Origin of the sequence: Aestuariimicrobium sp. T2.26MG-19.2B (assembly GCF_950101875.1) — a bacterium.
Lineage (GTDB): Bacteria > Actinomycetota > Actinomycetes > Propionibacteriales > Propionibacteriaceae > Aestuariimicrobium > Aestuariimicrobium kwangyangense.
Map to the genome: position 1 here is coordinate 151298 of NZ_CATNLW010000002.1, position 24848 is coordinate 176145.

Consider the following 24848-nt stretch of genomic DNA (forward strand, 5'->3'; position numbering starts at 1 on the left):
CCCCGCCCCTCCTCGCGCCGATTGCGGCAGACTGACGGGGACGGCGTCGGACCGCGTGATATCTTGACGTCAAGAGACTTTGAGCCACAGGAGACACCATGAGCGTGAACAGCTTCGGAGCCAGGTCCACCCTCGACGTGCAGGGCACCGAGTACGAGATCTTCCGTCTCGACACGGTTCCCGGTCACGAGCAGCTGCCCTACAGCCTGAAGGTGCTGTTGGAGAACCTGCTGCGAACCGAGGACGGGGCCAACATCACAGCGGACGACATCCGCGCCCTCGGCCAGTGGGATCCGAGCGCCGAACCGAGCCGTGAGATCCAGTTCACCCCGGCCCGCGTCATCATGCAGGACTTCACCGGCGTTCCCTGCGTGGTCGATCTCGCCACGATGCGTGAGGCCGTCGCCGACCTCGGCGGCGACCCCGACAAGGTGAATCCCTTGTCCCCGGCCGAACTGGTGATCGACCACTCGGTCATCGCCGACGTCTTCGGCACCGCCGAGGCGTTCCAGCAGAACACCGACATCGAGTACCAGCGCAACCGCGAGCGCTACCAGTTCCTGCGCTGGGGCCAGACTGCGTTCGACGACTTCAAGGTGGTTCCCCCCGGCACCGGCATCGTGCACCAGGTCAACATCGAGCACCTCGCCCGAGTCGTCTTCCCCCGCACCGTCGACGGCGTGCTGCAGGCCTACCCCGACACCTGCGTCGGCACCGACTCGCACACCACCATGGTCAACGGGCTCGGCGTCGTTGGTTGGGGCGTGGGCGGCATCGAGGCCGAGGCCGCCATGCTCGGCCAGCCCGTCTCGATGCTCATCCCGCGCGTGGTCGGATTCCGGCTCACGGGCAAGCTCAACGAGGGCACCACCGCCACCGACCTGGTGCTCACGATCACCGAGATGCTGCGCGAGCACAAGGTGGTCGGCAAGTTCGTCGAGTTCTACGGCGAGGGGGTGTCGGCTGTGCCGGTCGCCAACCGCGCCACGATCGGTAACATGTCGCCCGAGTACGGCTCGACCATCGCCGTCTTCCCGATCGACGAGAAGACGACGGAATACTTGCGCCTCACCGGCCGCGAGGCTCACCAGATCGCCCTCGTCGAGTCCTATGCCAAGGCACAGGGACTGTGGCACGACGCAGCACACGAGCCGGTGTACTCCGAGTACCTCGAGCTCGACCTGTCCACGGTGGTGCCCTCCATCGCTGGCCCGAAGCGCCCGCAGGACCGGATCCGCCTGGACCAGTCCAAGAGTGCGTTCCGCGAGGCCCTCAAGGCGTATGCGCCCGCGAACCAGCTGCCGGGGGGCGCGGAGGAGAAGGACGACTGGGACAAGACCGTCGCCGACAGCTTCCCCGCCTCCGACCCCACCGGCTCGAACCCGGCCGACCATGACGACTCGGCCCGACCCGTCCACATGGGTGATGGGGGCGAACAGTCACGTCCCGAGGCTGGGGTGCCCATCACGTTGGCCACGGGTGAGCAGTTCAACCTCGACCACGGCGCCGTGACGGTGGCCTCCATCACCTCCTGCACCAACACCTCCAACCCCAGCGTGATGATCGGGGCCGGGCTGGTGGCGAAGAAGGCAGCCGAACGTGGGCTCAACCGCAAGCCGTGGGTCAAGACCTCGCTGGCTCCCGGGTCGCAGGTCGTGACCGACTACTACGACAAGGCCGATCTCACGCGCTACCTGGACCAGATCGGGTTCAACCTCGTCGGCTACGGCTGCGTCACCTGCATCGGCAACACCGGCCCGCTGATCCCGGAGATCTCGCAGGCGGTCAATGACAACGACCTCGCCGTCACTGCGGTGCTCTCGGGCAACCGCAACTTCGAGGGACGCATCAGCCCCGACGTGAAGATGAACTACCTCGCCAGCCCGATGCTGGTCATCGTCTACGCCCTCGCGGGCACCATGGACATCGACCTGTTCAACGACCCGATCGGTCAGGACCGCGACGGCAACGACGTGTTCATGCGCGACATCTGGCCGACCCCCGAGGAGATCGACGAGGTGATCGCCTCGTCCATCAACTCCCAGATGTACACCGATCGGTACGCCGACGTCTTCAAGGGCGACGAGCGTTGGACCTCGCTGCCCACGCCCGAGGGGAACACCTTCGAGTGGGCCGAGGACTCGACCTACGTGCGCAAGCCCCCCTACTTCGAGGGCATGCCCGCCACCCCCGATCCGGTTCGCGACATCGAGGGTGCTCGAGTGCTGTTGAAGCTGGGCGACTCGGTGACCACCGACCACATCTCACCTGCTGGTTCGATCAAGGCGGACTCCCCGGCTGGTACGTACCTGACCGAGCACGGGGTCGCGCGCAAGGACTTCAACTCCTACGGGTCGCGTCGTGGCAACCACGAGGTGATGATCCGGGGCACGTTCGCCAACATTCGCCTGCGCAACCAGATCGCCGCGGGTACCGAGGGCGGTTTCACCCGCGACTTCACCGTCGAGGGTGCACCTGTCACCACGGTCTACGAGGCATCGGTGAACTACCAGACCGCCGGTGTGCCCCTGGTGGTGCTGGCCGGCAAGGAGTACGGCTCGGGCTCGTCGCGTGACTGGGCGGCCAAGGGCACGGCCCTGCTGGGTGTGAAGGCGGTCATCGCCGAGAGCTACGAGCGCATTCACCGCTCCAACCTGATCGGCATGGGCGTGCTCCCGCTGCAGTTCCCCGAAGGCACGAGCGCGGACTCCCTCGGTCTGACCGGGGACGAGACCTTCTCGATCTCGGGTGTCACCGGTCTGAATGACGGCGCGACGCCCTCGACGATGCACGTCACCGCCACGAAGCCGGACGGCTCGGTGACCGAGTTCGAGGCAGTGGTGCGCATCGACACCCCCGGGGAGCGCGCCTACTACACCAACGGGGGCATCATGCAGTACGTCCTGCGGAACCTCGCCAAGGCGTGACCTGAGACGTCACCGTCCCGCCTGATCGGACGACGAGCGGCCGGCCCCCAGTGGGGACCGGCCGCTCGTCGTTCGGATGGTGGCTCGGGCCAGGGCCCGAATTGTCGGACGCCGCCCCTAGACTCCTGCACGTGTTCGATTTAGAATCGAACAGAGACGAGGCCCCACGGGGCGGGAGTGAGGGGACGAGCCATGAGCACCACCGTGTTTCGCCATGACTGGGCCAAGGTCGAGCAGGGTCTCGACTGGGAACCCCGGCGGGAGCCGCGTGCCCGATCGGGGGAGCGTCGCAAGCCGATCCGTGACGAGGACCGCATGTTCGTGCCGCCGGGCTGGCCCGAATCGGTGCTGCCTGCCTGCGAGCCCGACTGGGAGCAGTCGGCTGCTGCCTTCCTGCTGGACTGCTGCCCCCACGAGTACCGTGGCTACCCGTTGTTGCGACGCCAACCCGTGGTGCTGGCGCGGCTGGCCGCTCAGTACGTCGAGTCGCAGGTACGAGCGACCCGAGAGGGGCTGATGCAGGCGCGGGCCGGGCTGCAGGAGTACGTCGACACGCCGGTGCTCGACGGCACCGTGGAACTGCTGCAGACCGAGGAGGCGCGACTGGTGCGCCTGCGTCGAGCGGTGATGCTGGTCGAGGAGACGCTGCGCGGCAAGATCTTCGTGAGCCGTCTGTGAGGTCACCGTCACCTGCCTGGGGTGGAGACCTTCCCGTGCTGAATGCGTGAACCTTCAATCGCTGGACCTAGACTGGTCGACATGTCACTGCTCGAGCGCATCAGTGGCCCCGACGACCTCCGAGGCTTGTCACGGGGCCAGATCGAGACGTTGGCAGCCGAGATCAGGGGAGCCCTGATCTCGAACGTCAGCCGCACGGGCGGACACCTGGGCCCCAACCTGGGAGTCGTCGAACTGACCCTCGCGATCCACCGGGTCTTCCACTCCCCGGACGACCCGATCATCTTCGACACCGGGCACCAGAGCTACGTGCACAAGATGTTGACTGGACGACTCGACCAGTTCCCGGGACTGCGGCAGCGCGGGGGACTGGCGGGTTACCCCCAGCGGGCCGAGTCACCCCACGACTGGGTCGAGAACTCCCACGCCTCAACCTCCATCTCGTGGGGTGAGGGGTTGGCCAAGGGCTTCCGGGTCACGCACCAGGACCGCACTGTCGTGGTCGTGATCGGTGACGGTGCCCTCACCGGGGGAATGGCGTGGGAGGCACTCAACAACGTCGCCGCGGAGCCCGACCTGAGGCTGGTCGTCGTGGTCAATGACAACGGCCGCTCCTACACCCCCACCGTCGGGGGGCTGGCCCAACACCTGTCGGGACTGCGCACCCACAAGCGCTACGAACAGACCCTGGGGTTCGTCAAGCGGGGGGTCAACAACACCCCACTGGTGGGGCGTCCCGCCTACGACTTGTTGCACGGGGTCAAGACCGGCATCAAGGACGTGCTGGCGCCCCAGGGCATGTTCTCCGATCTGGGGATCAAGTACATCGGCCCCATCGACGGTCACGACGAGGCGGCAACAGAACGCGCCCTCGAACAAGCCAAGGGCTTCGGTGGTCCGGTCATCGTCCACTGCATCACCCGCAAGGGTGCCGGGTTCCACGCTGCCGAGAACCACGAGGAAGACCGCTTCCACGCCGTTGGCAAGATCGACGAGATCACGGGCGAGTCCCTCTCCGAGGGTGGCCGCGCCACGTGGACCGACATCTTCGCCGACGAGATGGTGCGGATCGGTGACGCCCACCCCGAGGTGGTCGCCCTCACCGCCGCCATGCTGCACCCGGTCGGGTTGGCCCGGTTCGCCGCAGCCTTCCCCGATCGCACGTTCGACGTCGGCATCGCCGAGCAGCACGCCGTCGCCTCCGCGGCAGGGCTTGCCTCGGCCGGCCTCCATCCGGTCGTGGCGTTGTACGCCACCTTCCTCAACAGGGCCTTCGACCAGACCCTGCTCGACGTGGGCATGCACCGCCAAGGCGTCACCTTCGTGCTCGATCGGGCGGGCATCACCGGTCCGGACGGGCCCAGTCACCACGGCATGTGGGACATGTCGCTGCTCGGTCTGGTCCCCGGGCTGCAACTGGCGGCGCCACGGGACGCCGATCGGCTGAAGGCCGCCTTGGAGCGAGCCATCAGTGTGACCGACGCGCCCACCGTCGTGCGCTACTCGAAGGAGAAGCTCCCCGACCCGATCCCGGCCCTCGCCCACCGCCACAGCTGCGACGTCGTCCACCTCTCCGGTGACCAGCAGGTGCTCGTCGTGGCCCACGGCCAGTTCGTCGGTCTCGGGGTCGAGGTTGCCAGGCGCCTCGAGGAACAGGGCATCGGTGTCATCGTCGTCGATCCGCTGTGGTCACTGCCCGTCGCCGAGGGCCTGGTCGAACTGGCCGGCCAGCACCGTCTGGTCGTCTCCATCGAGGACAACCTGGTCAACGGGGGAGTGGGCTCACGACTCGCCCAACTGCTTCGCGGCCGTGAATCGTCCACCGTCGTCATGGACCTGGGCATTCCCCTGGAGTACCTGCACCATGCCTCACGCGAACAAGTGCTCGAACACTGCGGCCTGACGCCCCAGACGATTGCGCGGCAGGTCACCGAACGGTGGCTGCGGATGCAGCCCGAGGAGCAGTCCGAGGACGTCAACGCGTCCCGAGGCTGACCGTCCGCCAGGTCAGCCCGGGGGCAGCGAGTCCTCCGGGCGAGGAGTGAGACCCTCGAGCAAGGTCGCCACCAGGTGGCTCCGTTGCCAGGGGCGCACCGACAGGGTGGCCAGAGCCTCGTCCACACTCTGTTCGGTCAACGGGCTCGGCGGGCGGTGGGTGATCCGCTTGAGCGCCTCCGGTTGGATCAACTGCTCGGGTGGCATCCCCAGCACCTCGGCAACCTGCTGCGTGGCGGGTCGAACCCGGTTCCACCGTGCCCATGCCTCGGGGTCGCGCTGTTCCCAACTCTTAGGGTTGGGCGGACCCACGGGCGGCACCTTGAGGGGAGGCAGTTCCCGGCTCGGGAGCTGGGAGACCCGCTCGATGGCTGCCAGCCAGTTGTTCTCGAAACGGCGGGCGTTGCGTCGCCTGAACCCCTCGATCGTGCGCAGGTCTGCCCGGGTGGGCAGCACCGGATCGGGCCTGGTCGCAGGATGGGACGCGCTCTGCCGGCCAGAGGTCATCGACGCGGCCAGTTCCGTGATGGCCTTGTCGGGCAGCACCTTGGACGGGGCGAGGTCGTAGCGTTCGGCGAGCAGGTCTCGTTCGTCCCACAATTCGCGGACGAGCGCGAGTCCCAAGCGGCTGCGAACGTGCTGCAACCCGTTCGTCCGCCGCCAGCGGTCGCCCTTGTCGGCGACGGGCTCCAAGGCCTTGACGATGCCGAAGGCGAACTCCTGGTGGGCCCACTCCAGCTTGCCCGCCTCGCGCAGTTGCTGTTCCATCCGCTCCCGCAACTCGACCAGCAGTTCCACGTCGAGGGCCGCGTAGGCCAACCACTCCGTGGGAATCGGACGCTGTGACCAGTTGGCGGCCGAATGCTCCTTGAGCAACTGCACCCCGAACTCGGCCTCGACCAGGGCACCCAGGCCCACGCGGGGCAGCCCCAGCAGGCGACCGGCGAGTTCGGTGTCGAAGACCCTCGTGGGCACCAGTCCCGCCATGGCCAGGGACGGCAGGTCCTGACTGGCGGCGTGGATGACCCATTCGGCGTCGGCCATGGCGGCCTGCAACTGCGCAAGCTGGGGGGTCCCGTCGGCGTCCTCGAACGCGACCGGGTCGATCAGGTGGGTTCCCGAACCTGAACGACGCAGCTGCAGCAGGTAGGCCTTCGACGAGTAACGAAAGCTCTGGGCCCGTTCGGCGTCGACGGCAATCGGACCCTCGCCGGCCGTCAGCGCGCGAATGGTGTCGGCCAAGGCGTCAGGGGTGTCGACCAAGGGTGGGATGCCGTCGGCCGGCTCCCGCAGCACGGGCAGGCTCGGCGAGGCGGGGCTGTCGGACGTCCCCGGGGTGTCGGGGGATGCGCCGTCCGTGGGGGGTTCTGCGGGGGGTTCTGGGGTCACGGTCAATGATTCCTCGGGTTCTCGTTTCACAGCGGCCGCAGACCACTGCGCGGGGCGAGTTGCACGACCCCGTCCGGCAGCGAGGGCAGCCCCGCCGTGGTGCAGAGCAGGTCCTGCCATGCCCTCAGGTGCGGCACCAGATCGGCGGGATCGGCGAACACGGGGGTCCACGACGCCCGGATCTCGACCTCGCTGCGAGCCGGGTCGTCGGCCATCTCACCGAAGCTGCGGCTCGCGACCGAGGTGACCGTGCCGGAGGCGGCCGTGAAGTCGGCGTGACGCTGGGTCAGCGAGTCGGTGAGCCAGGACCAACCGACCTCGGGCAGGAGGGGGTCGGCGACCATCTGCTCGTCGACGTCGGCGCGCGCGAACGACACCAGCCGGAAGGTGCCGGCCCATGCCTCGTTGCCGGCTGGGTCATGGAGCAGCACGAGGCGCCCGTTACCGATCTCGTCCCCGTCGCCCATCACCACCGCCTGGACGGCCGCCGCGCGAGGCGCGATCCGGTTCGGGGCGGGAATCTCGGTCACCTGCACCTCGGGCCGCCAGCGGAACTCGGCAAGCTGGCGCTCGACCAGAGCGAAGCTGTCCGCAGCAGCCCGGATGGGAGGAATCGCGCTCACCCCCACACGGTACGGCGTGCCAGCCGTCGGGGGGCTGCTGCCACGCCGACCCCGGGCGGCCAGCGGCTCCCCGGCCGCCCCTGCGGGTCTGGAGGGGTGTGGTTGGATTGTTGGGTGACCGTCCCCAAGCCCCTCGCCCACCACACCCCCGTCGCCCCCTCCCACGGGTTCCTCCCTTCGGGGGTGGCTGAGCCCGCCTTGCTGGCGGCGGCACACCAGAGGCAGGCGGACCGTCTGCCGGTCTGGTTCATGCGGCAGGCGGGTCGATCGTTGCCGGAATACCGCGAGACGAGGGCCGGCACTCGCATGCTCGACAGCTGCTTCGACCCAGACATGGTGACCGAGATCACCCTCCAGCCGGTTCGACGCCACCGGGTCGACGGCGCAGTCTTCTTCTCCGACATCATGGTCCCGCTCAAGGCGGCAGGGGTGGACCTCGACATCGTTGCCGGCACCGGCCCGGTGGTGGCGCACCCCGTGCGCACGGCCGCCGATCTCGACCGGCTGCCCGAGCTCGACCCGGCGGCGCTCGAGCCGATCACCAGGGCCGCCCGACAGACGGTGGCCGAACTGGACGAGTCGGTGCCCCTGATCGGTTTCGCCGGAGCCCCCTTCACCCTGGCCAGCTACCTCGTCGAAGGGGGCCCGTCCAAGGACCATGCCGTGGCGAAGGCGTTCATGGTGGGGGAGCCCGAGCTGTGGGAGCGCTTGTGCGCGTGGCTGACAGGGATCTCGTCAGCCTTCCTGGCGGCTCAGATCGCCGGGGGTGCCAGGATCGTCCAACTCTTCGACTCGTGGGCCGGTTCGCTGGACGAGCAGGACTACCGCGCCCGCGTGCTGCCCCACAGCGCGTCCGTGCTCGCCTCACTGCCCGAGGGCCTGCCCCGCATCCACTTCGGTGTCGGCACCGCCGAACTGTTGCCGGCGATGACCGAGGCGATGGGCGTCCCCGCTGCCGACGAGGTGCCAAGCCGGGTGATCGGGGTGGACTGGCGTACCCCGCTCGATGTGGCATCCGACCGGGTCGGGGGCGGCACGGCGGTGCAGGGTAACCTCGACCCAGCCCTGCTGCTGGCCCCGTGGGACGTGCTCGCCGAGCGGGTGCGCGCGGTGATCAGCGCCGGGGCCAAGGCCCCCGGCCACATCTTCAACCTGGGACACGGTGTGCCCCCCACCACAGATCCTGATGTGCTCACCCGGATCGTGGAGCTGGTGCACACCGAGGGCCCCCGAATCAGGAAGGACCTGTCGTGAACGACACGACCACCACCCCCGTCGACCATGAGGCCATCAACGCCGGCCTGCACTACACCCAGTACGCCGTCTTCCGCAGGACCGGTTCGGTGGGCGCCGACGACGTGGCCGCCACGCTGCGGGCCATCGAGGAGGCCAATGCAGGTCGCGGACTGGTGATCCGTGGGTTCTACGACCTGGCCGGTTTCCGTGCCGACGCCGACCTGTTGGTGTGGTGGAGCGCACCCGACTCGACCGAGGTGCTCCAGGACGCCTACCTGGCCCTTCGTCGCGGAGCGCTCGGTTCGGTGCTCGACCCGGTCTGGTCGCAGGTGGGCCTGCATCGTCCCGCAGAGTTCAACAAGTCACACATCCCCGCCTTCCTGATGGGCGACGATCCGCGAGCCTACGTGTGCGTGTACCCGTTCGTGCGTTCCTACGAGTGGTACCTGTTGCCCGACGCGGAGCGCGGCGAGATGCTGCGCGAACACGGCATGCTGGCCAAGGACTTCGCCGACGTGCGCGCCAACACCGTCTCCGCCTTCGCCCTCGGTGACTACGAGTGGCTGCTGGCCTTCGAGGCCGACCAGCTCTTCCGGATCGTCGACCTGATGCGCAACCTTCGTGCCGCCAAGGCGCGCCGTCACACCCGCGAGGAGGTGCCCTTCTTCACCGGGCGCCGTCGCGACCTGGCCCAGATCGTGGCCAGCTGGTCCTGACCCGGAGCGGGTCGCCACCTCGGCGGCCCACCCCGGCCTGCCCTCAGGATCGGGGGGTCAGCTTCAGGCTGACGGAGTTGATGCAGTACCGCTGGTCGGTCGGGGTGTCGTATCCCTCACCCTCGAAGACGTGGCCCAGGTGGGAGTCGCAGGCTGCGCAGCGCACCTCGATGCGGGGCCGCCCCGGCAGGGAGTCGTCGGTCAGGTAGCGGATCGCGTCGTTGTCGGACGGGGCGTAGAAGCTCGGCCACCCACAGTGGGACTCGAACTTCTCGGTCGAGGTGAACAGCTCCGCACCGCACGCCCGGCAGCTGTAGACGCCCGTCGTGGTGGTGTCGGTGTACTCCCCGGTGAACGGACGCTCGGTGCCGCTCTCCCGCAGCACGTGGTACTCCAGGTCACTGAGCTGGGCACGCCATTCGTCCGAGGTCTTCGTCACGCGGGGGGTGGTGGGGTTGGTCATCCTCCTATGATGCCCGGATGGCCACGAAGAATGCAGAACCGATCAACGCAGAGCTGAATCTCACCGACCTGCTCCGGGTGCCCGCTGGAGCGTTCAACCTCGACGACGTGGATCCCCGAGGCCGACTGGGCTACCCAGGACGTGGCAAGCGGGACTCGGCGGCACACATGGCCATCATCGATCCGGAGTTGTCGGACCTGCAGGAGCGGCTCTACGCAGCGTCGCGGGTGGACGAGGCCCCTCCCCGCAGCCTGCTGCTGGTGCTGCAGGGACTCGACACGTCAGGCAAGGGTGGGGTGATCCGGAAGGCGATCGGCATGGTCGACCCCCAGGGCGTTCAACTGAAGGCGTTCAAGGCACCCACCGACGAGGAGAAGTCGCACCCGTTCCTGTGGCGCATCAAGAAGGCGCTGCCGACCAGCGGCATGATCGGCATCTTCGATCGCTCGCACTACGAGGACGTGCTGGTGACCCGTGTGAACGGCTGGATCGACAAGGCCACGTGGGAGGCCCGTTACGACGAGATCAACTCATTCGAGGCCGACCTGGCCGCGTCGGGCACGACCGTGCTGAAGTGCTGGCTCCACGTGTCGTGGGACGAGCAGTACGAGCGGCTGGCGGAGCGGCTCGAGAATCCCGACAAGCACTGGAAGTACAACCCCGGTGACCTCGACACCCGACGACACTTCGCCGAGTTCCAGACGGCCGCCAGCGAGGCCATCTCGCGGACGAACACCGACGTGGCCCCTTGGTACGTCGTGCCAGCCGACCGCAAGTGGTATCGCAACTGGGCCGTGGCCCAGCTCCTGCTCGAACACCTGCGGGCGTTCAACCTCGGGTGGCCCGTGGGTGAGTTCAGCGCAGCCGAGCAACTGGAGGAGTTGGCCAAGCTGCGCTGACGCCGCGCTCGGGTGATCAGCTGTGCGCGAGCAGTTCGATCAGGGCGTCCTCGGTGTGCAGTTCGACGTCGGTGAGCGGCGCATCCGAGTCCGCTTCCAGCAGGTCCATCGCCGCGTAGGCGTAGCGGGCCATGACCAGGTCGAGCACGCGCTCGTCGGCACCCAGGGGTCCACTGACCGCGACTGCACCGCTGTGCAGCGCCAGTTCGGCCTGGGCCGTCCAGCGGGGGCCCTCGGCGAGGAACAGGGAACCGACGGCGATGTGGCGTCGTCCCTGGCCCCGCAGGGTGGCGATGGCCTGGGCCACGTTGGGGCCGGAGCCGTCGGCGACCGCGACGACGCAGGGGAGCTTGTGGTGAGTGGCCCACTGACGGGCCCGGCGGGACACCAGTCCGTGTCCGCGCACGTCGCCACCGGCAGGGAGGGAGAGCACCAGGGCGTCGAGTTCCACGGTCCGGGTGGCTCGCAGTGCGGTACGCAGCCGGTCGTCGAGGATGTTCAGCAGCTCGGCAGCGGGGCCGATCGGACGAGCCATCGCGATCCGGAGCAGGGGGTAGGTCGCCGTGAGGTCCCCGAGCTCACCTGCCAGATCCGGGTGGGCGTCGATGGCACTGGTGACGTCGAGGGGGACCACCACGATCTCGTCGGCACCCTGCTGGGACAGGCGCTCGACCGCAGCCCGCAGCTGGTACCCAGAACCGTCCACCATGGCGGTCTGCACCGAAACCGTCGGACGGAGCTTCATCATGCGCGTGGCGAGAGTGTGCACCACCTGACGAACATGCGCGTCGTCGCCGCCGACAGCGGCGAGCACCAGGGCCGGAGCAGTCATGGATCTGCCTTTCCGAGTTGAATGGAAGGGTGGCGCCGTTGCCGTGATGCGTACTCTTCTCGCCATGTGGACAATCCGCAAGGGCAAATCCCACATTTCGGGACGGACGTCCATCAGACCGGCGATGTGAACGCGGCCGTCGCCCGGGTGGGGGGCCGTGCTGACCACTCACGACAAGGGAGAGTCGCCCTCGGCCACGCCCTCACGGATCAGTTCGGCCTGGACGACGCTGATCCCGGAGAACTCGGGCCACACGGACTCCAGGGCGGCGTTGAACGCCGCCCCGATCAGCACCGCCAGCGAGGTCAGGTAGAGCCACAGCAGCAGCGCGATGGGCGCGCTCAGGGGGCCGTACAGCGACGATCCCCCCAGGGACTCGTCGAGCACGCGACGCATGACCCACGAGCCTGCCAACCACAGGCCCAGGGTGAGCAGGGCGCCTGGTAGGTCGGCCCGCCACTTGCGACGAAGCGGCACCGCTCGCCAGTACAACGTGGTGAGCAACAACGTCGACCCGATCAGCACGGTGGGCCAGTAGGCGGCGGCGACCCAGGCGACCTGGGTCGGCAGCAGTCGCGCCACCAGGCTCGGCCCGGCGAGGACGAGTGGGAGCATCACGGCCGTCAGCAGGAGCACGACCAGGTAGATGCCCAGGCTGAGGGCCCGGGCGTGGATGATGCTTCGCTTGCCGGCGTGGCCGTACATGATCGAGACTGTGTCGATGAAGACGCTCATGGCCCGGGACCCCGACCACAGGGCGAGCAGGAAGCCGATGGAGATGACGTCGACACGCCCCGACCCGAGCACCTCGTTCAGGGTGGGCACCAGCACCTGGTCGATGGCCGAGGTGGTCAGCAGGGGGCTGGCGACGTCAACGATGCGTGTCTTGAACTCCTCGACCGACTGGACGCTGAAGCGCTGGGCGACGAAGCCGACCGACCCTGCCAGACCGAACAAGAGCGGGGGCAGGGACAACACGGCGAAGAAGGCCGATTCGGCGGCCAGACCCATGACCCGGTAGCGCATGGCGGCCTGGATGGTGCGCCACGGAACCCTCGCGGCAAGGGCGAGCCGGGCCAGCGCAGGGTGGCGGCTGACGTCGAGCAGGCGCTCACGCCAAGGCTGGGGCATGACGACAACGGATCCGGTGAGCATGCACGGAGGAGCTTTCGAACGGGGAAGTGCCAGGGGGAAGGACTGACCCCACGATGGTGCCACGGGTCTGCCCGCAGGAGCGGGCGACGCTCCGCCGGGTCGCACCCGACGCCAATGCAGGGGGCGCCGATACGTGGCAAGGAGCGCTCTGTAGCGTTGCCGACGTTGGTCACCCTTCACGCTGCGCCCTCCATCCCCCCATTCAGGAGGTGCGCGCCAAGGGAAGGGTGGCCGCCCTTCCTCCCGAGCTGGACGACCGGTGGAGACCACGCGCTCGGGGGCTCATCGCACGCGAACGGCCCCTGACCGCGTTTCCGCGAGTCAGGGGCCGTCCAGACGGGTGGGCGATACTGGGTTCGAACCAGTGACCTCTTCGGTGTGAACGAAGCGCGCTACCACTGCGCCAATCGCCCGTGCGAGAAGCAACCGTAGCAGCAGCCGCGCCCGGTTTGCACATCGCCGCCCGGACACGCTCGGTCGTCGTCCGGTTTGTGCATCCGCTGAAGAGTCCGCTATGGTTTTCAACGCCCCAAGAACGGGATCCCGCAAGGGAAGATCCGGGCCGGGGGCATGCGGACGTGGCTCAGTTGGTAGAGCATCACCTTGCCAAGGTGAGGGTCGCGAGTTCGAATCTCGTCGTCCGCTCGGAGGGGTCTCAGCCCAGTCGAGGCTTGAGGTCACTTCTCCCTGGTGGAGTGGCCGAGAGGCGAGGCAACGGACTGCAAATCCGTGTACACGGGTTCAAATCCCGTCTCCACCTCGGGCGGTTGGCGCAGTGGTAGCGCGCTTCCCTGACACGGAAGAGGTCACTGGTTCAAACCCAGTATCGCCCACCGAACGAACAGGCTCCTGACGAGCGGAAACGCTGGTCAGGAGCCTTTCGCGTCCCTGCCGCGTGATCACCTCACACGACTCCTGCCCCCGTCATGCCTGCTCAACTAGGGTGGTCACACTCGTCGAGGAGGGATTGCGATGTCCGTGGTGATCATCGGTGCAGGACTGGCCGGAGCCAGTGTGGCGACAGAACTGCGTGAGCGAGGCGACACCCGCCCGATCACCCTGATCGGCGCTGAGCCCCACCTGCCCTATGAGCGGCCACCGCTGTCGAAGGACCTGCTGCTCGGCAAGCAGGATGCAGAGGCCAAGGCCTTCGTGCACGACGACACGTGGTACTCCGAGCACGACGTCGAACTGCTGACCGACACGACGGTGCACGAGGTCGACCTGGACGCTGCCGAGGTCGTGCTCCCCGATGGCCGCAGGCTGGCGTTCGACCAGCTCGTGCTCGCCACCGGGTCGAGCCCCCGTCCCCTGCCCATGGCAGACGACTCCGGTGCGCCCGTTGCCTACCTTCGAACCCTGGACGACGCCCACGCCCTGCTGGCGCACCTGCCCGAGCGGGTGGCGATCATCGGCGGCGGCTGGATCGGGCTCGAGGTGGCAGCAGCCGTGCAACAGGCGGGCGGTCAGGCGATCGTCCTCGTCCGCGACGCCCTGCCCCTGCAGGCAGTGCTCGGCAACGACATGGCACAGGTCTTTGCCGACCTGCACCGCGAGCACGGCGTCGACCTGCGCACGGGGGTGAACGTGACCTCGATCTCGTCCCACGGCCAGGGGGCTGTGCTGACCCTGGACGACAAGTCCCAGGTCGAGGCCGACCTCGTACTGGTGGGCATCGGTGCCGAGCCGAACGTCGACCTGGCCCGGGGCGCCGGTCTGAAGGTCGACGACGGTGTGCTCGTCGACGCGCACCTGCGCACCAGCGACCCCAGGGTCTTCGCCATCGGCGACATCGCCAACCACGACCACCCCCGGCTCGGACGACTGCGGGTGGAGCACTGGGACACGGCGCTGCAGCAGGGCAAGTACGTCGCGAGGCAGCTCACCGGCGACGACTCCCCCTACGAGCGGCAGCCCTACTTCTTCACCGACCAGTACGACCTCGGCATGGAGTACGTCGGCAGGTCGAAGCCGGACGACCAGACCGTGGTCACCGGAGATCGTGCGGCCCGCACGATGCGGGTGCTGTGGGTGCGGGACGGCACGGTGGTGGCTGGCATGCACCTCAACGACTGGGATGCGACCTCGCCACTCAAGCAGGCCATCGGGCGTCGTGTCGACGACGTCGAATGGCTCGACGCCGACTGACGCTGGTCGATCGCGACGCGCCTGAGACCAACCCGATCAGGTGGGGAGGTTGGTCATTTGGTTCAATGACCTCCATGCAACGTGGGTCAAACGTGCCGCGGCTGGGGGATTTCAATCAACGGGTGGTGCTCGACTGCATCCGGCGTACCACCGTGGGCATCAGTCGGGTCGAGATCGCCGGGCTCACGGGCCTGTCGGAGCAGACCGTCTCGAACCTCACCCGACGGCTGCTCGACGAAGGACTCGTCGTGGAACTGGGCCGGGAGGTCAACGGTCCGGGCAAGCCCCGAACCATGCTGGGGCTCAACTCCGAGGGCATGTTCTCGATCGGCATCCACCTCGACCCCGTCAGTGTCGCCGTCCTGATGGTGAACCTCGCCGGCGAGGTGGTCGAGCGCACGACAGTGGTGCTGGAGGACGACGCCGACCCGGCCTGCGTGCTCGACGGGATCGTCACCGCGGTCGAGCGGGTGACGGCCGGGCACCCGGCTGCCCTGGGCAGGATGATGGGCGTCGGGGTGGGGGTGCCGGGTCCGATCGACGTCGCCCGCGGGGTGATGATCAATCCTCCGCTGCTGCAGACCTGGCGCGACGTGCCCATCGCCACCCTGTTGCGGTCGCGACTGGGACTGCCGGTCTGTGTCGAGAAGGACCTGATCGCGGCGGCGGCCGGCGAGGCGTGGCTGCGGCAGGGTTCCACCGCTCCCGACTTCCTCTACGTCTACCTGGGCGCCGGGCTGGGTTTCGGGCTGGTGCATGACGGGGCCGTGCAGCACGGGGTGTCGCACAACTTCGGCGAGGTCAACATGTTCATCGTCCAGACCTCGCAGCCGACCCTGTCGTGCTGTGTGGTGCCGGGCTCGTTCGCGCACCGCATCTCACCCCGCCACCTGATCCATGCGGCGGCCGAGGTGGGTGCCCTCGATCCGGCAGAGGTGGAGTCGGCCAAGAACAGCCCGACCGGCCGTGACGCGCTGGTTGCGGTGCTGGCCCAGCAGGCGCGCGACGGTGACGCCGCCAGCGCCCGCGTGCTGGATGCGCTGGCCGACGACCTGGCAGCTGGACTGGCCCCGTTGACCGACCTGCTCGACGTGAACGAGGTGGTGATCGGTGGCCACTCCTGGGCCAGGTACGCCGATCTCGTCCAGTCGCCGATGGCACGTCGGCTGGGGGAGAGGGCGGTGCTGCGGACGGCTCGACCCGTGCACGTGCAGAGTTCGCGGGCCATGCACGAGGCGATCGCCATTGGGGCCGCAACGATGGTGTTGGACGAACGGGTCAGCCCGGACGCCCGGGGCCTGTCAGGACGACGACCGTGATCCTTGGCCACCAGTTGTGTAACGAAACGGTGTATTTCGTCCAAGTTCGGGACTAACTGCTCCGGCGCTGGAATAGTCATGGCACATGGCGCAACTGGGCGCTGAGGATCAAGGAGGATCCATGAGCAGAGGTACCCCGGGCTGTCGGGGCGGGCGTCTGCCCGCCGCAATGGCCTTGGTCGTGGCCGTGCTGATGTCACTGATGGCCGCCTGCACGGCGGGAACAGCAGGTCAGGGCAGCACCGGCAACACGCAACCGAACAACAGTTCAGGTGGCAAGACCGCCGCCGGTTCGAACCGATACATCAAGCTGTCGCCCTGCTGCAGTTGGAACACCACGTGGTCGTTCAACCCCTACAACGTCAACGGGCTCGGCATCCAGAACGACTTCGTCTCGATGCGTCTGGCGATCCTGAAGGCGCCGGGTCTGACCGACTTCGTTCCGCAGCTCGCCGAGAGCTGGGACGAGAGCGGTGACAAGCTCGTCGTCCACCTGCAGAAGCAGGCCAAGTGGGAGGACGGCACCCCCGTCACCGCCAAGGACCTGGTCGACACCGTCTACCTCGACGCCACCCGCGGCGACGGCTTCTGGCGCACGATCCAGTCGGCCACCGCCAAGGACGACTCGACCGTCGAGTTCACCCTCGCCAAGGGCCAGGACATGTCGCTGGCCAAGCTGGCCATCCTGCCCAACATCGTCGTGTACCCCTCCAGCGTGTACGGCTCCTTCGTCACCGACGAACTGAAGAAGGACGCCGAGGCGTACTTCGCCAAGGCCGCGACCGACCCCGAGGGCGCCACCTCGATGGCGGAGTTCAAGCGCATGGGCGCCGTCTTCCAGAAGCTCGCGGCCCTCAAGGTCGACAAGCTGATCGGCAACGGCCCGTTCAAGCTCGACAACATCACCACCAAGGAGGCGAAGCTCTCGAAGTCGCCCACCTTCTGGGCCGCCGACAAGATCAAGGTGGCCGGCATCGACTACCTCAACGGGTCGAACCAGACCATCTACCCGCAGCTGTTCAGCGACGGTGCGGACTTCTCGAACGTCTACCTGCCCCCGCCCATCCTGAAGCGTTGGGGTGACACCGAGGGCGCCAAGACGGCCCTGCCGCTGGCCTTCGGGTTCGTGATGGCGTTCAACTCGAACAAGGCCCCCTTGAACATCAAGGAGGTCCGTCAGGCCCTCGCCTACGTCATCCCCCGGCAGAAGCTGGCCGAGGCTGCGTACGGCAACGTCGAGGGAGCAGGTGGCGCCTGGAAGGAGATCCCGACCGGTCTGTCGCCGACGCTCGACAAGTTGTACCTGACCCCCGAGCAGCTCAAGCAGCTGAACCCCTACCCCGTGGACGCCAAGAAGGCCAGCGACCTGCTGACCAGCAAGGGCTTCAAGAAGCAGGGCAACCAGTGGATCAAGCCTGACGGCAAGCCGTTCACGCTGACCCTGACCGTGAACGCCGACACCTCCGACATCGTGACCTCGTTCAACGCGGCTGCGACTGCCCTGACGGCGTTCGGCATCAAGTCCGAGGTGAAGGCCACCTCAGGTGCCCAGCAGGACGCTGACCAGCACAACGGTGACTTCGAGATCGGGATGGCCTTCGTGGGTGGCAACAACCCGATCAGCAACTACGCCTCGCTGCTCGGCCCCGGTTACAACTTCACCAACCAGGGCAACTACGCAGGCAAGCGCGGTATCGGCTTCGGCCCGAAGATGGACGTCCCCGGTCTCGGTACCGTCGACATCCCCTCGACCATTGCCAACCAGGAGCGCACGGTCCCCCCGAACGACGAGATGAAGAAGGCCACCTGGGCCTGGGCGCAGCTCGTCAACGAAGACATGCCGTACCTGTGGTACGCCACCAAGGTGTACCAGTTCTCGTACTCGACCAAGCACTTCGACAACTGGCCGCCTGCCGACCAGAACGGTTCGAGCGAGCTCTGGGACATCATCTCCAACAACATGACCGGCGGTCTCTCGCTGGCCATGCAGCAGGGCTACATCGTCCCGAAGTGATCGATCACTGAAGGACGCCAACCCGTCCCACCCTCCGCAGGCCTTCCGGTGCCCGGCACCGGAAGGCCTGTGGAGGGCTGGGGCACAGCCCACACCCAGGAGTGCACCTGAATGGTCAAGTACATCCTCCAGCGGCTCGTCTTGTCGCTGGTCATCATCTACATCGTCGTCACGCTGTCGTTCTTCATGGTCCGGTTGATGCCGGGCAACCCGATGGCAGCCCTCGAGTCGCAACTGCGCATGCAGGGTGGCCTCACCGAGATCGAGATCCAGAACCGCATCAATGCCATCTACGGCCTGCAGCCGAACTCGCCCGTCGGGCAGCAGTACCTGCAGTACCTGGGCAATGTGCTGCGCGGTGACCTCGGTCGTCCCCTCACCAATCCCGGCACCACCGTGGTCGCCGTCATCGCCGAGGCACTGCCCTGGACGCTGATGATCGTCGGTGTCTCGCTGCTGCTCAGCTTCATCATCGGCTGCGCGGTCGGGCAGGCCATGGCCGCCCACCAGAGCAGCGTCGGTGCCCGCATCATGACGCTGACCGTCAGTTTCCTCAGCGCGGTGCCCAGCTACCTGGTGGCCATCCTGTTGCTCTACGTGCTGACCGGCATCTACCGGGTCTTCCCGACCGGTGGCGCCTACTCCGTCGACGTGGCGCCTGGCCCCAACCTCGACTACGTGCTCAGCGTGCTGCACCACGCCGCCCTGCCCATCGTCGCCTACGTGGTCACCTCGTTCGGTGGGTGGGCCCTGGGCATGAAGGGCAGCGCCGTGTCGGTGCTCGGCGCCGAGTACGTGCGCGCCGCGGAGTCGCGCGGTCTGTCCGACCGGGTCATCACCCGCTCCTACATCGGCCGCAACTCGATGTTGCCGATGATCACGCAGCTGGCCCTCTCGATCGGGTTCATGTTCGGTGGGTCGGTGTTCATCGAGACCTACTTCCAGTACCCCGGCGTGGGCTACTACATGATCCAATCGGTCAACCAGCGCGACTACTCCCTGATGATGGGAGCGTTCCTGCTGATCACCGTCACGGTGGTGGTGACCAACTTCCTGGTCGACCTGCTGTACCCCCTGATCGACCCCCGTATCGCTCGTCCTGGTGCTCGCAAGCGTCGTGACGACACCGTCGACACCGACCCGTCGACCGACGTCATCCCGGCAGGAGGGACCATCGCATGAGTTGGTTCAAGGACCTGTGGCGCATCCTGCGCCACGACATCGCCGCCCTGATCGGCGGTGTGATCGTGCTCATCTACGTGCTGGTGGCCATCTTCGGGCCCACGTTCGTGCACCTCGACCAGGAGCAGGACCCCACCAAGGCCTACCTGCCACCCTCGCCCCAGCACTGGCTCGGCACCGACGCCCTCGGTCAGGGAGTGTTCGAGCAGATCATCATCGGCACCCGACCCATCATGATCGTCGGGGTGCTGGCGGCCGTCGTCACCGTCGCGATCGGGGTCATCGTCGGCCTCTGGTCGGGCTACGTGGGTGGCATCACCGACCAAGCCATCATGCGCGTCACCGACGTGTTCCTGACGATTCCCGGCCTCCCGCTGATCATCGTGTTGTCGGCGGTCATCCGCACCACGAACCCGTTCGTGCTGGCGTGCGTGCTTTCGATCACCGCGTGGGCCGGACTTGCTCGTGCCATCCGGTCGCAGGCGCTGAGCCTCAGGTCGTCCGACTTCGTCGAGGCCGCGACCCTGCAGGGGGTGTCGCTGAACAACATGATCGGACGACAACTGCTGCCCAACGTCGGGCCCTATGTCGCGATCCACTTCCTGATGGCCATCACGGGCGCCATCTATGCCCAGGTCGGTCTGTTCATGCTGGGCATCGCCCCCATCAGCGGCACCAACTGGGGCATCATGATCAACCTGGCCATGGCCCAGGGCGCCCTGTACACCACCGACAGTGTCTTCTACCTGCTCTCACCGATGGCTGCCATCGTCATCCTGCAGGTCGCGTTCGTGTTCTTCAGCCGTGCGCTCGACACCGTCTTCAACCCGAGGTTGCGTGTCCAATGACGATCACCACCCCCCGTGTCGCGCCCACCGCATCGCGGTCGGCATCGCTGCTCAAGGTCGATGACCTGACGGTGCAGTTCGGACGAGGCCCAGGCCAGGTCAAGGCGGTCGAGGAGGTGAGCCTCACCCTCGAACGCGGTGAACTGTGTGCCCTGGTCGGTGAGTCGGGCTGCGGCAAGTCGACCCTCGCCTATGCGCTGATGGGCATCGTCCCCCCACCCGGCAAGGTGGTGGGCGGCACCATCGAGTTCCAGGGCAACCCGATCACCTCGATGTCGAAGAACCAGTTGAACAAGCTGCGTGGTGCCGAGATGTCGATGGTCTTCCAGGGGGCGATGAACGCGTTCAACCCTGTGTTGACGATCGGCACCCAGGTCGACCACATCCTCGAGGCGCATCCGGACGTGCACCCCACCAAACAGGCTGGCCGACAGTACTTCGCCGAGCTGTTGTCGCTGGTGCAGTTGTCTCCCGAACGCATCGTGAAGTCGTTCGAGAGCCAACTCTCGGGCGGCATGAAGCAGCGCGTGGCCATCGCGGTGGCGCTGTTGCTCAAGCCGGCGCTGCTGATCCTGGACGAACCGACCACCGCGCTCGACGTGCTCAACCAGCGCATGGTGATCGAGATCCTCAAGGACCTGCACCGCGAGCTCGACCTGACCATCATCTTCGTCACCCATGACCTGGCCGTGGTGGCCGAACTGGCGACCAAGGTTGCGGTCATGTACGCGGGCCGCCTGGTTGAGGTCGGCGACGTCGATGCCATCTTCGCCGGGGAGTTCCGACACCCCTACGTCAAGGCACTGATCAGCGCCATCCCCAGTGTGCTCGAGGCCGGTCTGACCGTGAAGCCCATTGGTGGGCAGGTGCCGAACCTGGCGCAACTCCCGCCCGGGTGCCGGTTCGCCCCCCGCTGCGGTTTGGCCGAGCCCCACTGCACCGAGGTGGAACCGGCCCTCACCGTGCGGGGTGACCACGGCGTGGCCTGCCACGTCATCGCCCGCGAGACCGGCCCCGACACCACGACCTTCCCCAGCAGCAAGGAGGATGCATGAGTACCCTCAGCGTTCGCGACGTCACCCACTCCTACCCGACCAGCCCGCGGCCGGTGCTGACCGACGTGAACCTCGAGATCCCCGAAGGCGAGATGGTGGCCATCGTGGGGGAGTCCGGGTGTGGCAAGACCACCCTGGGTCGGCTCATCTCAGGCCTGCACCAGCCCAGCGAGGGGACGATCGAGTTCAACGGCAAGGACATCAACTCGCTGAGAGGCGGTGAACGCAAGCAGTGGCGCCGAAGGGTGCAGATGGTGCACCAGGATCCCTACGGCTCCCTCAACCCGGGCCTCACCCTCGCCGGCACGCTCGCTCCGGGGCTGCTGGTCCACAAGGTCGCCACCCACCGCACCGTCGAGAAGACGATGATCGACCTGCTGCAGCAGGTGGGCCTCGATGCCACGCCTGCATTCCTGAACCGTTACCCGCACCAACTCTCCGGGGGTCAGCGCCAGCGCGTCTCGATCGCCCGTGCCATCGGGCTGGAACCTGACCTGATCGTCGCCGACGAGGTGACCAGCATGCTCGACGTGTCGATGCGCGTGGCCATCCTCGACCTGCTGATCAAGTTCCGGCAGGAACGAGGTCTCGGCTACGCGTTCATCAGCCACGACTTCGGGGTGGTGCGCTACTTCGCCCGCGGTGGTCGGATCGCCGTGATGTTCTTCGGCAGGATCGTCGAGGAAGGGCCCGTCGACGAGGTGATCATCTCGCCGGCCCACCCCTACACGCGGATGCTGCTGGAATCGATCCCGATCCCCGACCCGGTGCTGGCCCGGGAACGGCACCTCGACCAGGCCGAGCGCTTGATCGGTACCCCCGCGCAGAAGGGTTGTGTGTTCGCCAACCGTTGCCCGATGGTGCAGCCCGAGTGCCGGACGGCGATGCCACCGCTGGCACCGACCCCTGGTGCGTCCGGGGATCGGCCCCGGCGCAGTGCCTGCCTGTTCCCCGAGCGCGTGGAACCGCTCACCCACGTGCAGAAGGAACGAGTCCTCAAGGAGCACCATGTCGCAACTGTCGGTGGCGGCCAGAGGGATGATCGGCCTGGGAATCGGGATGTTGATCCTGGCCTTGGTGGTTCGTCCGGCGATCAGGAGCCAAGCGAGCAGGTGGGCTGACACCGGTTCCATCATCATCTCGCTGCTGATGGTGGTGGCCGGAGTGGTGGTGGCCCGGATCGAGGCCACCAAGCATGCCGATGACGACGACTGGGACATCAAGGACGATCCGCTGTCCTGATCGAACCAACACCGAATCTGGTTTCCGGCCAGCTGGGCGGATCGGGCAGAATGAGTCCCGGTCCGCCCACCAGGGCGTGAACCCCACCCAGCGAAAGGCACCGTGGTGTCCATCTCGTTCAGCGTCCACCGTCACGGCCAGTCCAGCCAGGAGACGCGCGAGACCACCACGACCGGGTTCGACCTGTTCGGCGACGACCGTGGTGTGGTCGCCATGAGGGTCAACTCCGAGGTGCTCGACCTGCAGCGGGAGATCCACGACGGTGACGTCGTCGAGCCCGTCGCGATCGACTCGGCCGAGGGTCTGGCCATCCTGCGTCACTCCTCGGCCCACGTGGCCGCGCAAGCCCTGCAGTCGCTGCGTGCCGACGCGAAGCTGGGCATCGGCCCGCCCATCACGGACGGGTTCTACTACGACTTCCAGACCGAGCCGGTCACGCCCGACGACCTCAAAGAGGTGCAGAAGGCCATGGTCCGCATCATCAAGGAGCGGCAGCGTTTCGTCCGCCGGGTGGTCACCGACGAGCAGGCACGCGCCGAGCTCGCCGACGAGCCCTTCAAGCTGGAGCTGATCGGGCTCAAGGGCAACTCCTCCGACGACGACGGGTCGTCCGTTGAGGTGGGCGCCGGCGAGCTCACCATCTACGACAACGTGCGCCGCAACGGCGAGGTGGCGTGGAAGGACCTGTGTCGCGGCCCCCACGTGCCCCACACCGGCTATCTGCAGGCGGTGGCCCTGACCAGGTCGTCGGCCGCCTACTGGCGGGGCGACCAGGCGAACGCCTCCCTGCAGCGGGTGTACGGCACCGCGTGGGCCACCAAGGAGGACCTGCAGGCTCACCAGCACCGACTCGAGGAGGCCGCCAAGCGCGACCACCGCAAGCTGGGGGCCGAACTCGACCTGTTCAGCTTCCCCGAGGAACTCGGCCCGGGGCTGCCGGTCTTCCACCCCAACGGCGGTGTCATCAAGCGCGAGATGGAGGACTACGTGCGCCAGGCCCACCTGGACCACGGATTCCTCTACGTCGGTACCCCGCACCTGTCGAAGGAGGGTCTGTTCCACACCTCCGGGCACCTGCCCTACTACGGCGACGGCATGTTCCCCGCCCTGGACGACGACGGCCAGCCCTACCGCCTCAAGGCGATGAACTGTCCCATGCACAACCTCATCTACCAGTCGCGACAGCGTTCCTACCGTGAACTGCCGCTCAGGTTCTTCGAGTTCGGCACCGTCTATCGCAACGAGAAGTCGGGCGTCGTGCACGGACTCACCCGCGTGCGGGCCCTCACCCAGGACGACTCGCACAGCTACTGCACGCCCGAGCAGGCACCCGACGAGGTGCGCCACCTGCTGGGCTTCGTGCTGGAACTGCTGCAGGACTTCGGGCTGAACGAGTTCTACCTGGAGCTGTCGACCCGCGACGAGGACGGCAAGAAGAAGGACAAGTTCATCGGCACCGACCAGCAGTGGGCCGATGCCACCGCCCTGTTGCAGCAGATCGCCGACGAGTTCGGCGCCCATCACGGCATCGCCGTGGTCCCCGACCCGGGGGGCGCTGCGTTCTACGGTCCCAAGATCTCCGTCCAGGCCAAGGACGCCATCGGCCGCACCTGGCAGATGTCGACCGTGCAGTACGACTTCTCGCAGCCGCAGGGCTTCGGCCTGACCTACACCGCACCCGACGGCTCCCACCAGCAGCCGGTGATGATCCACTCCGCCAAGTTCGGTTCCATCGAGCGGTTCATCGGTGTGTTGGTCGAGCACTACGCGGGTGCCTTCCCGGCGTGGCTGTCGCCCGTGCAGGTGGCAGGCATCCCGGTGGCCGGCGAGTTCGATGACTACCTGTACGAGGTCGCCGACCGGCTCAAGCGGGCGGGGGTGCGTGTCGAGGTCGACGACTCCGACGACCGCTTCCCCAAGAAGATCCGCAACGCACAGAAGCAGAAGTCCCCCTTCATGGTCATCGCCGGTGGCGAGGACCGGGACGCGGGTGCCGTGAGCTTCCGTTACCGCGACGGCTCCCAACGCAACGGCATCCCGGTGGACCAGGCAGTGGCCGAGATCGCGGACTGGGTCGCGAGCAGGCGCAACGACTCGCCGACCGCGGCCAGCTTCGACGCCTGAGGG

General features: G+C 67.3%; 20 protein-coding genes and 4 tRNA genes. 18 read left to right on the top strand and 6 right to left on the bottom strand.

Annotated elements, in window-relative coordinates; translation table 11 throughout:
- Positions 1 to 98 precede the first annotated feature (98 nt).
- The 3 genes from QQZ11_RS10470 (at position 99) to dxs (ending at position 5600) form a co-directional block, all read left to right on the top strand.
- A complete protein-coding gene (locus QQZ11_RS10470; protein WP_284550344.1) occupies positions 99 to 2927 on the top strand; it encodes an aconitate hydratase in 2829 nt (942 codons plus the stop codon).
- Positions 2928 to 3119: 192 nt separating this feature from the next.
- Positions 3120 to 3605 carry a hypothetical protein gene (locus tag QQZ11_RS10475; protein ID WP_284550345.1) on the top strand — a complete coding sequence of 162 codons (486 nt, stop codon included), beginning with the start codon at positions 3120 to 3122 and terminating at the stop codon, positions 3603 to 3605.
- Positions 3606 to 3686: 81 nt separating this feature from the next.
- The gene (gene dxs, locus QQZ11_RS10480) at positions 3687 to 5600 is read left to right on the top strand and encodes a 1-deoxy-D-xylulose-5-phosphate synthase (RefSeq protein ID WP_284550346.1); all 1914 of its coding nucleotides are present in this window, start codon (positions 3687 to 3689) and stop codon (positions 5598 to 5600) included.
- 12 nt (positions 5601 to 5612) lie between these two features.
- Here the strand turns inward: dxs and QQZ11_RS10485 are convergent, their stop codons facing one another.
- Both QQZ11_RS10485 and QQZ11_RS10490 read right to left on the bottom strand, forming a co-directional pair.
- Positions 5613 to 6989 (bottom strand): HRDC domain-containing protein, encoded by a 1377-nt coding sequence (locus QQZ11_RS10485; protein ID WP_284550347.1) that lies wholly within the window; start codon positions 6987 to 6989, stop codon positions 5613 to 5615.
- A gap of 26 nt (positions 6990 to 7015) precedes the next feature.
- A complete protein-coding gene (locus QQZ11_RS10490; RefSeq protein ID WP_051139747.1) occupies positions 7016 to 7612 on the bottom strand; it encodes a DUF3000 domain-containing protein in 597 nt (198 codons plus the stop codon).
- A gap of 183 nt (positions 7613 to 7795) precedes the next feature.
- Here QQZ11_RS10490 and hemE point away from each other — a divergent pair, with 183 nt between their 5' ends.
- Positions 7796 to 8866: a uroporphyrinogen decarboxylase gene (gene hemE, locus QQZ11_RS10495; protein ID WP_284550761.1), complete on the top strand. Its 1071-nt coding sequence runs from the start codon at positions 7796 to 7798 to the stop codon at positions 8864 to 8866.
- Entirely contained in the window at positions 8863 to 9564 is a 702-nt protein-coding gene (gene hemQ, locus QQZ11_RS10500) for a hydrogen peroxide-dependent heme synthase (protein ID WP_022910066.1), read from the top strand. The genes hemE and hemQ overlap by 4 nt, the downstream gene beginning before the upstream one ends.
- A gap of 43 nt (positions 9565 to 9607) precedes the next feature.
- On the opposite strand, the gene msrB is transcribed toward hemQ, so the two are convergent.
- Positions 9608 to 10027, bottom strand: coding sequence for a peptide-methionine (R)-S-oxide reductase MsrB (gene msrB, locus QQZ11_RS10505; protein WP_022910067.1), 420 nt, complete (start codon positions 10025 to 10027; stop codon positions 9608 to 9610).
- Between the two features lie 17 nt (positions 10028 to 10044).
- On the opposite strand from msrB, the gene QQZ11_RS10510 reads away from it, so the two are divergent.
- Complete coding sequence (locus QQZ11_RS10510) at positions 10045 to 10926, top strand: PPK2 family polyphosphate kinase (protein WP_284550348.1); 882 nt, start codon at positions 10045 to 10047, stop codon at positions 10924 to 10926.
- A 16-nt stretch (positions 10927 to 10942) separates the two neighbouring features.
- Here QQZ11_RS10510 and QQZ11_RS10515 read toward each other — a convergent pair whose 3' ends face one another.
- From QQZ11_RS10515 to QQZ11_RS10525, 3 genes are all read right to left on the bottom strand, one after another.
- A complete protein-coding gene (locus tag QQZ11_RS10515) occupies positions 10943 to 11758 on the bottom strand; it encodes a sirohydrochlorin chelatase (protein ID WP_284550349.1) in 816 nt (271 codons plus the stop codon).
- Positions 11759 to 11926: 168 nt separating this feature from the next.
- Complete coding sequence (locus QQZ11_RS10520; RefSeq protein WP_284550350.1) at positions 11927 to 12889, bottom strand: YihY/virulence factor BrkB family protein; 963 nt, start codon at positions 12887 to 12889, stop codon at positions 11927 to 11929.
- A 365-nt stretch (positions 12890 to 13254) separates the two neighbouring features.
- Positions 13255 to 13326 (bottom strand) — tRNA-Val (locus QQZ11_RS10525).
- A 159-nt stretch (positions 13327 to 13485) separates the two neighbouring features.
- Here QQZ11_RS10525 and QQZ11_RS10530 point away from each other — a divergent pair.
- The 12 genes from QQZ11_RS10530 to thrS all read left to right on the top strand — a co-directional run bounded on the left by QQZ11_RS10530 (position 13486) and on the right by thrS (position 24845).
- Positions 13486 to 13558 (top strand) — tRNA-Gly (locus QQZ11_RS10530).
- A gap of 44 nt (positions 13559 to 13602) precedes the next feature.
- Positions 13603 to 13673, top strand: a tRNA-Cys gene (locus tag QQZ11_RS10535).
- Between the two features lies 1 nt (position 13674).
- Positions 13675 to 13746: transfer RNA gene (locus QQZ11_RS10540), tRNA-Val, on the top strand.
- Positions 13747 to 13885: 139 nt separating this feature from the next.
- Complete coding sequence (locus QQZ11_RS10545) at positions 13886 to 15061, top strand: NAD(P)/FAD-dependent oxidoreductase (RefSeq protein ID WP_284550351.1); 1176 nt, start codon at positions 13886 to 13888, stop codon at positions 15059 to 15061.
- 74 nt (positions 15062 to 15135) lie between these two features.
- Entirely contained in the window at positions 15136 to 16380 is a 1245-nt protein-coding gene (locus QQZ11_RS10550; protein ID WP_284550352.1) for an ROK family transcriptional regulator, read from the top strand.
- A gap of 121 nt (positions 16381 to 16501) precedes the next feature.
- On the top strand, positions 16502 to 18394 hold the full coding sequence (locus QQZ11_RS10555; RefSeq protein ID WP_284550353.1) for an ABC transporter substrate-binding protein: 1893 nt from the start codon (positions 16502 to 16504) through the stop codon (positions 18392 to 18394).
- 111 nt (positions 18395 to 18505) lie between these two features.
- Positions 18506 to 19576 (top strand): ABC transporter permease, encoded by a 1071-nt coding sequence (locus tag QQZ11_RS10560; protein WP_022910074.1) that lies wholly within the window; start codon positions 18506 to 18508, stop codon positions 19574 to 19576.
- Positions 19573 to 20424, top strand: coding sequence for an ABC transporter permease (locus QQZ11_RS10565; protein ID WP_022910075.1), 852 nt, complete (start codon positions 19573 to 19575; stop codon positions 20422 to 20424). The genes QQZ11_RS10560 and QQZ11_RS10565 overlap by 4 nt, the downstream gene beginning before the upstream one ends.
- A complete protein-coding gene (locus tag QQZ11_RS10570; protein ID WP_022910076.1) occupies positions 20421 to 21479 on the top strand; it encodes an ABC transporter ATP-binding protein in 1059 nt (352 codons plus the stop codon). The genes QQZ11_RS10565 and QQZ11_RS10570 overlap by 4 nt, the downstream gene beginning before the upstream one ends.
- Positions 21476 to 22600 (top strand): ABC transporter ATP-binding protein, encoded by a 1125-nt coding sequence (locus QQZ11_RS10575; RefSeq protein WP_284550354.1) that lies wholly within the window; start codon positions 21476 to 21478, stop codon positions 22598 to 22600. Before QQZ11_RS10570 ends, QQZ11_RS10575 begins: the two co-directional genes overlap by 4 nt.
- The gene (locus QQZ11_RS10580; RefSeq protein ID WP_157438920.1) at positions 22539 to 22721 is read left to right on the top strand and encodes a hypothetical protein; all 183 of its coding nucleotides are present in this window, start codon (positions 22539 to 22541) and stop codon (positions 22719 to 22721) included. The genes QQZ11_RS10575 and QQZ11_RS10580 overlap by 62 nt, the downstream gene beginning before the upstream one ends.
- 105 nt (positions 22722 to 22826) lie before the next feature.
- Complete coding sequence (gene thrS / locus QQZ11_RS10585) at positions 22827 to 24845, top strand: threonine--tRNA ligase (RefSeq protein ID WP_284550355.1); 2019 nt, start codon at positions 22827 to 22829, stop codon at positions 24843 to 24845.
- Positions 24846 to 24848 lie beyond the last annotated feature (3 nt).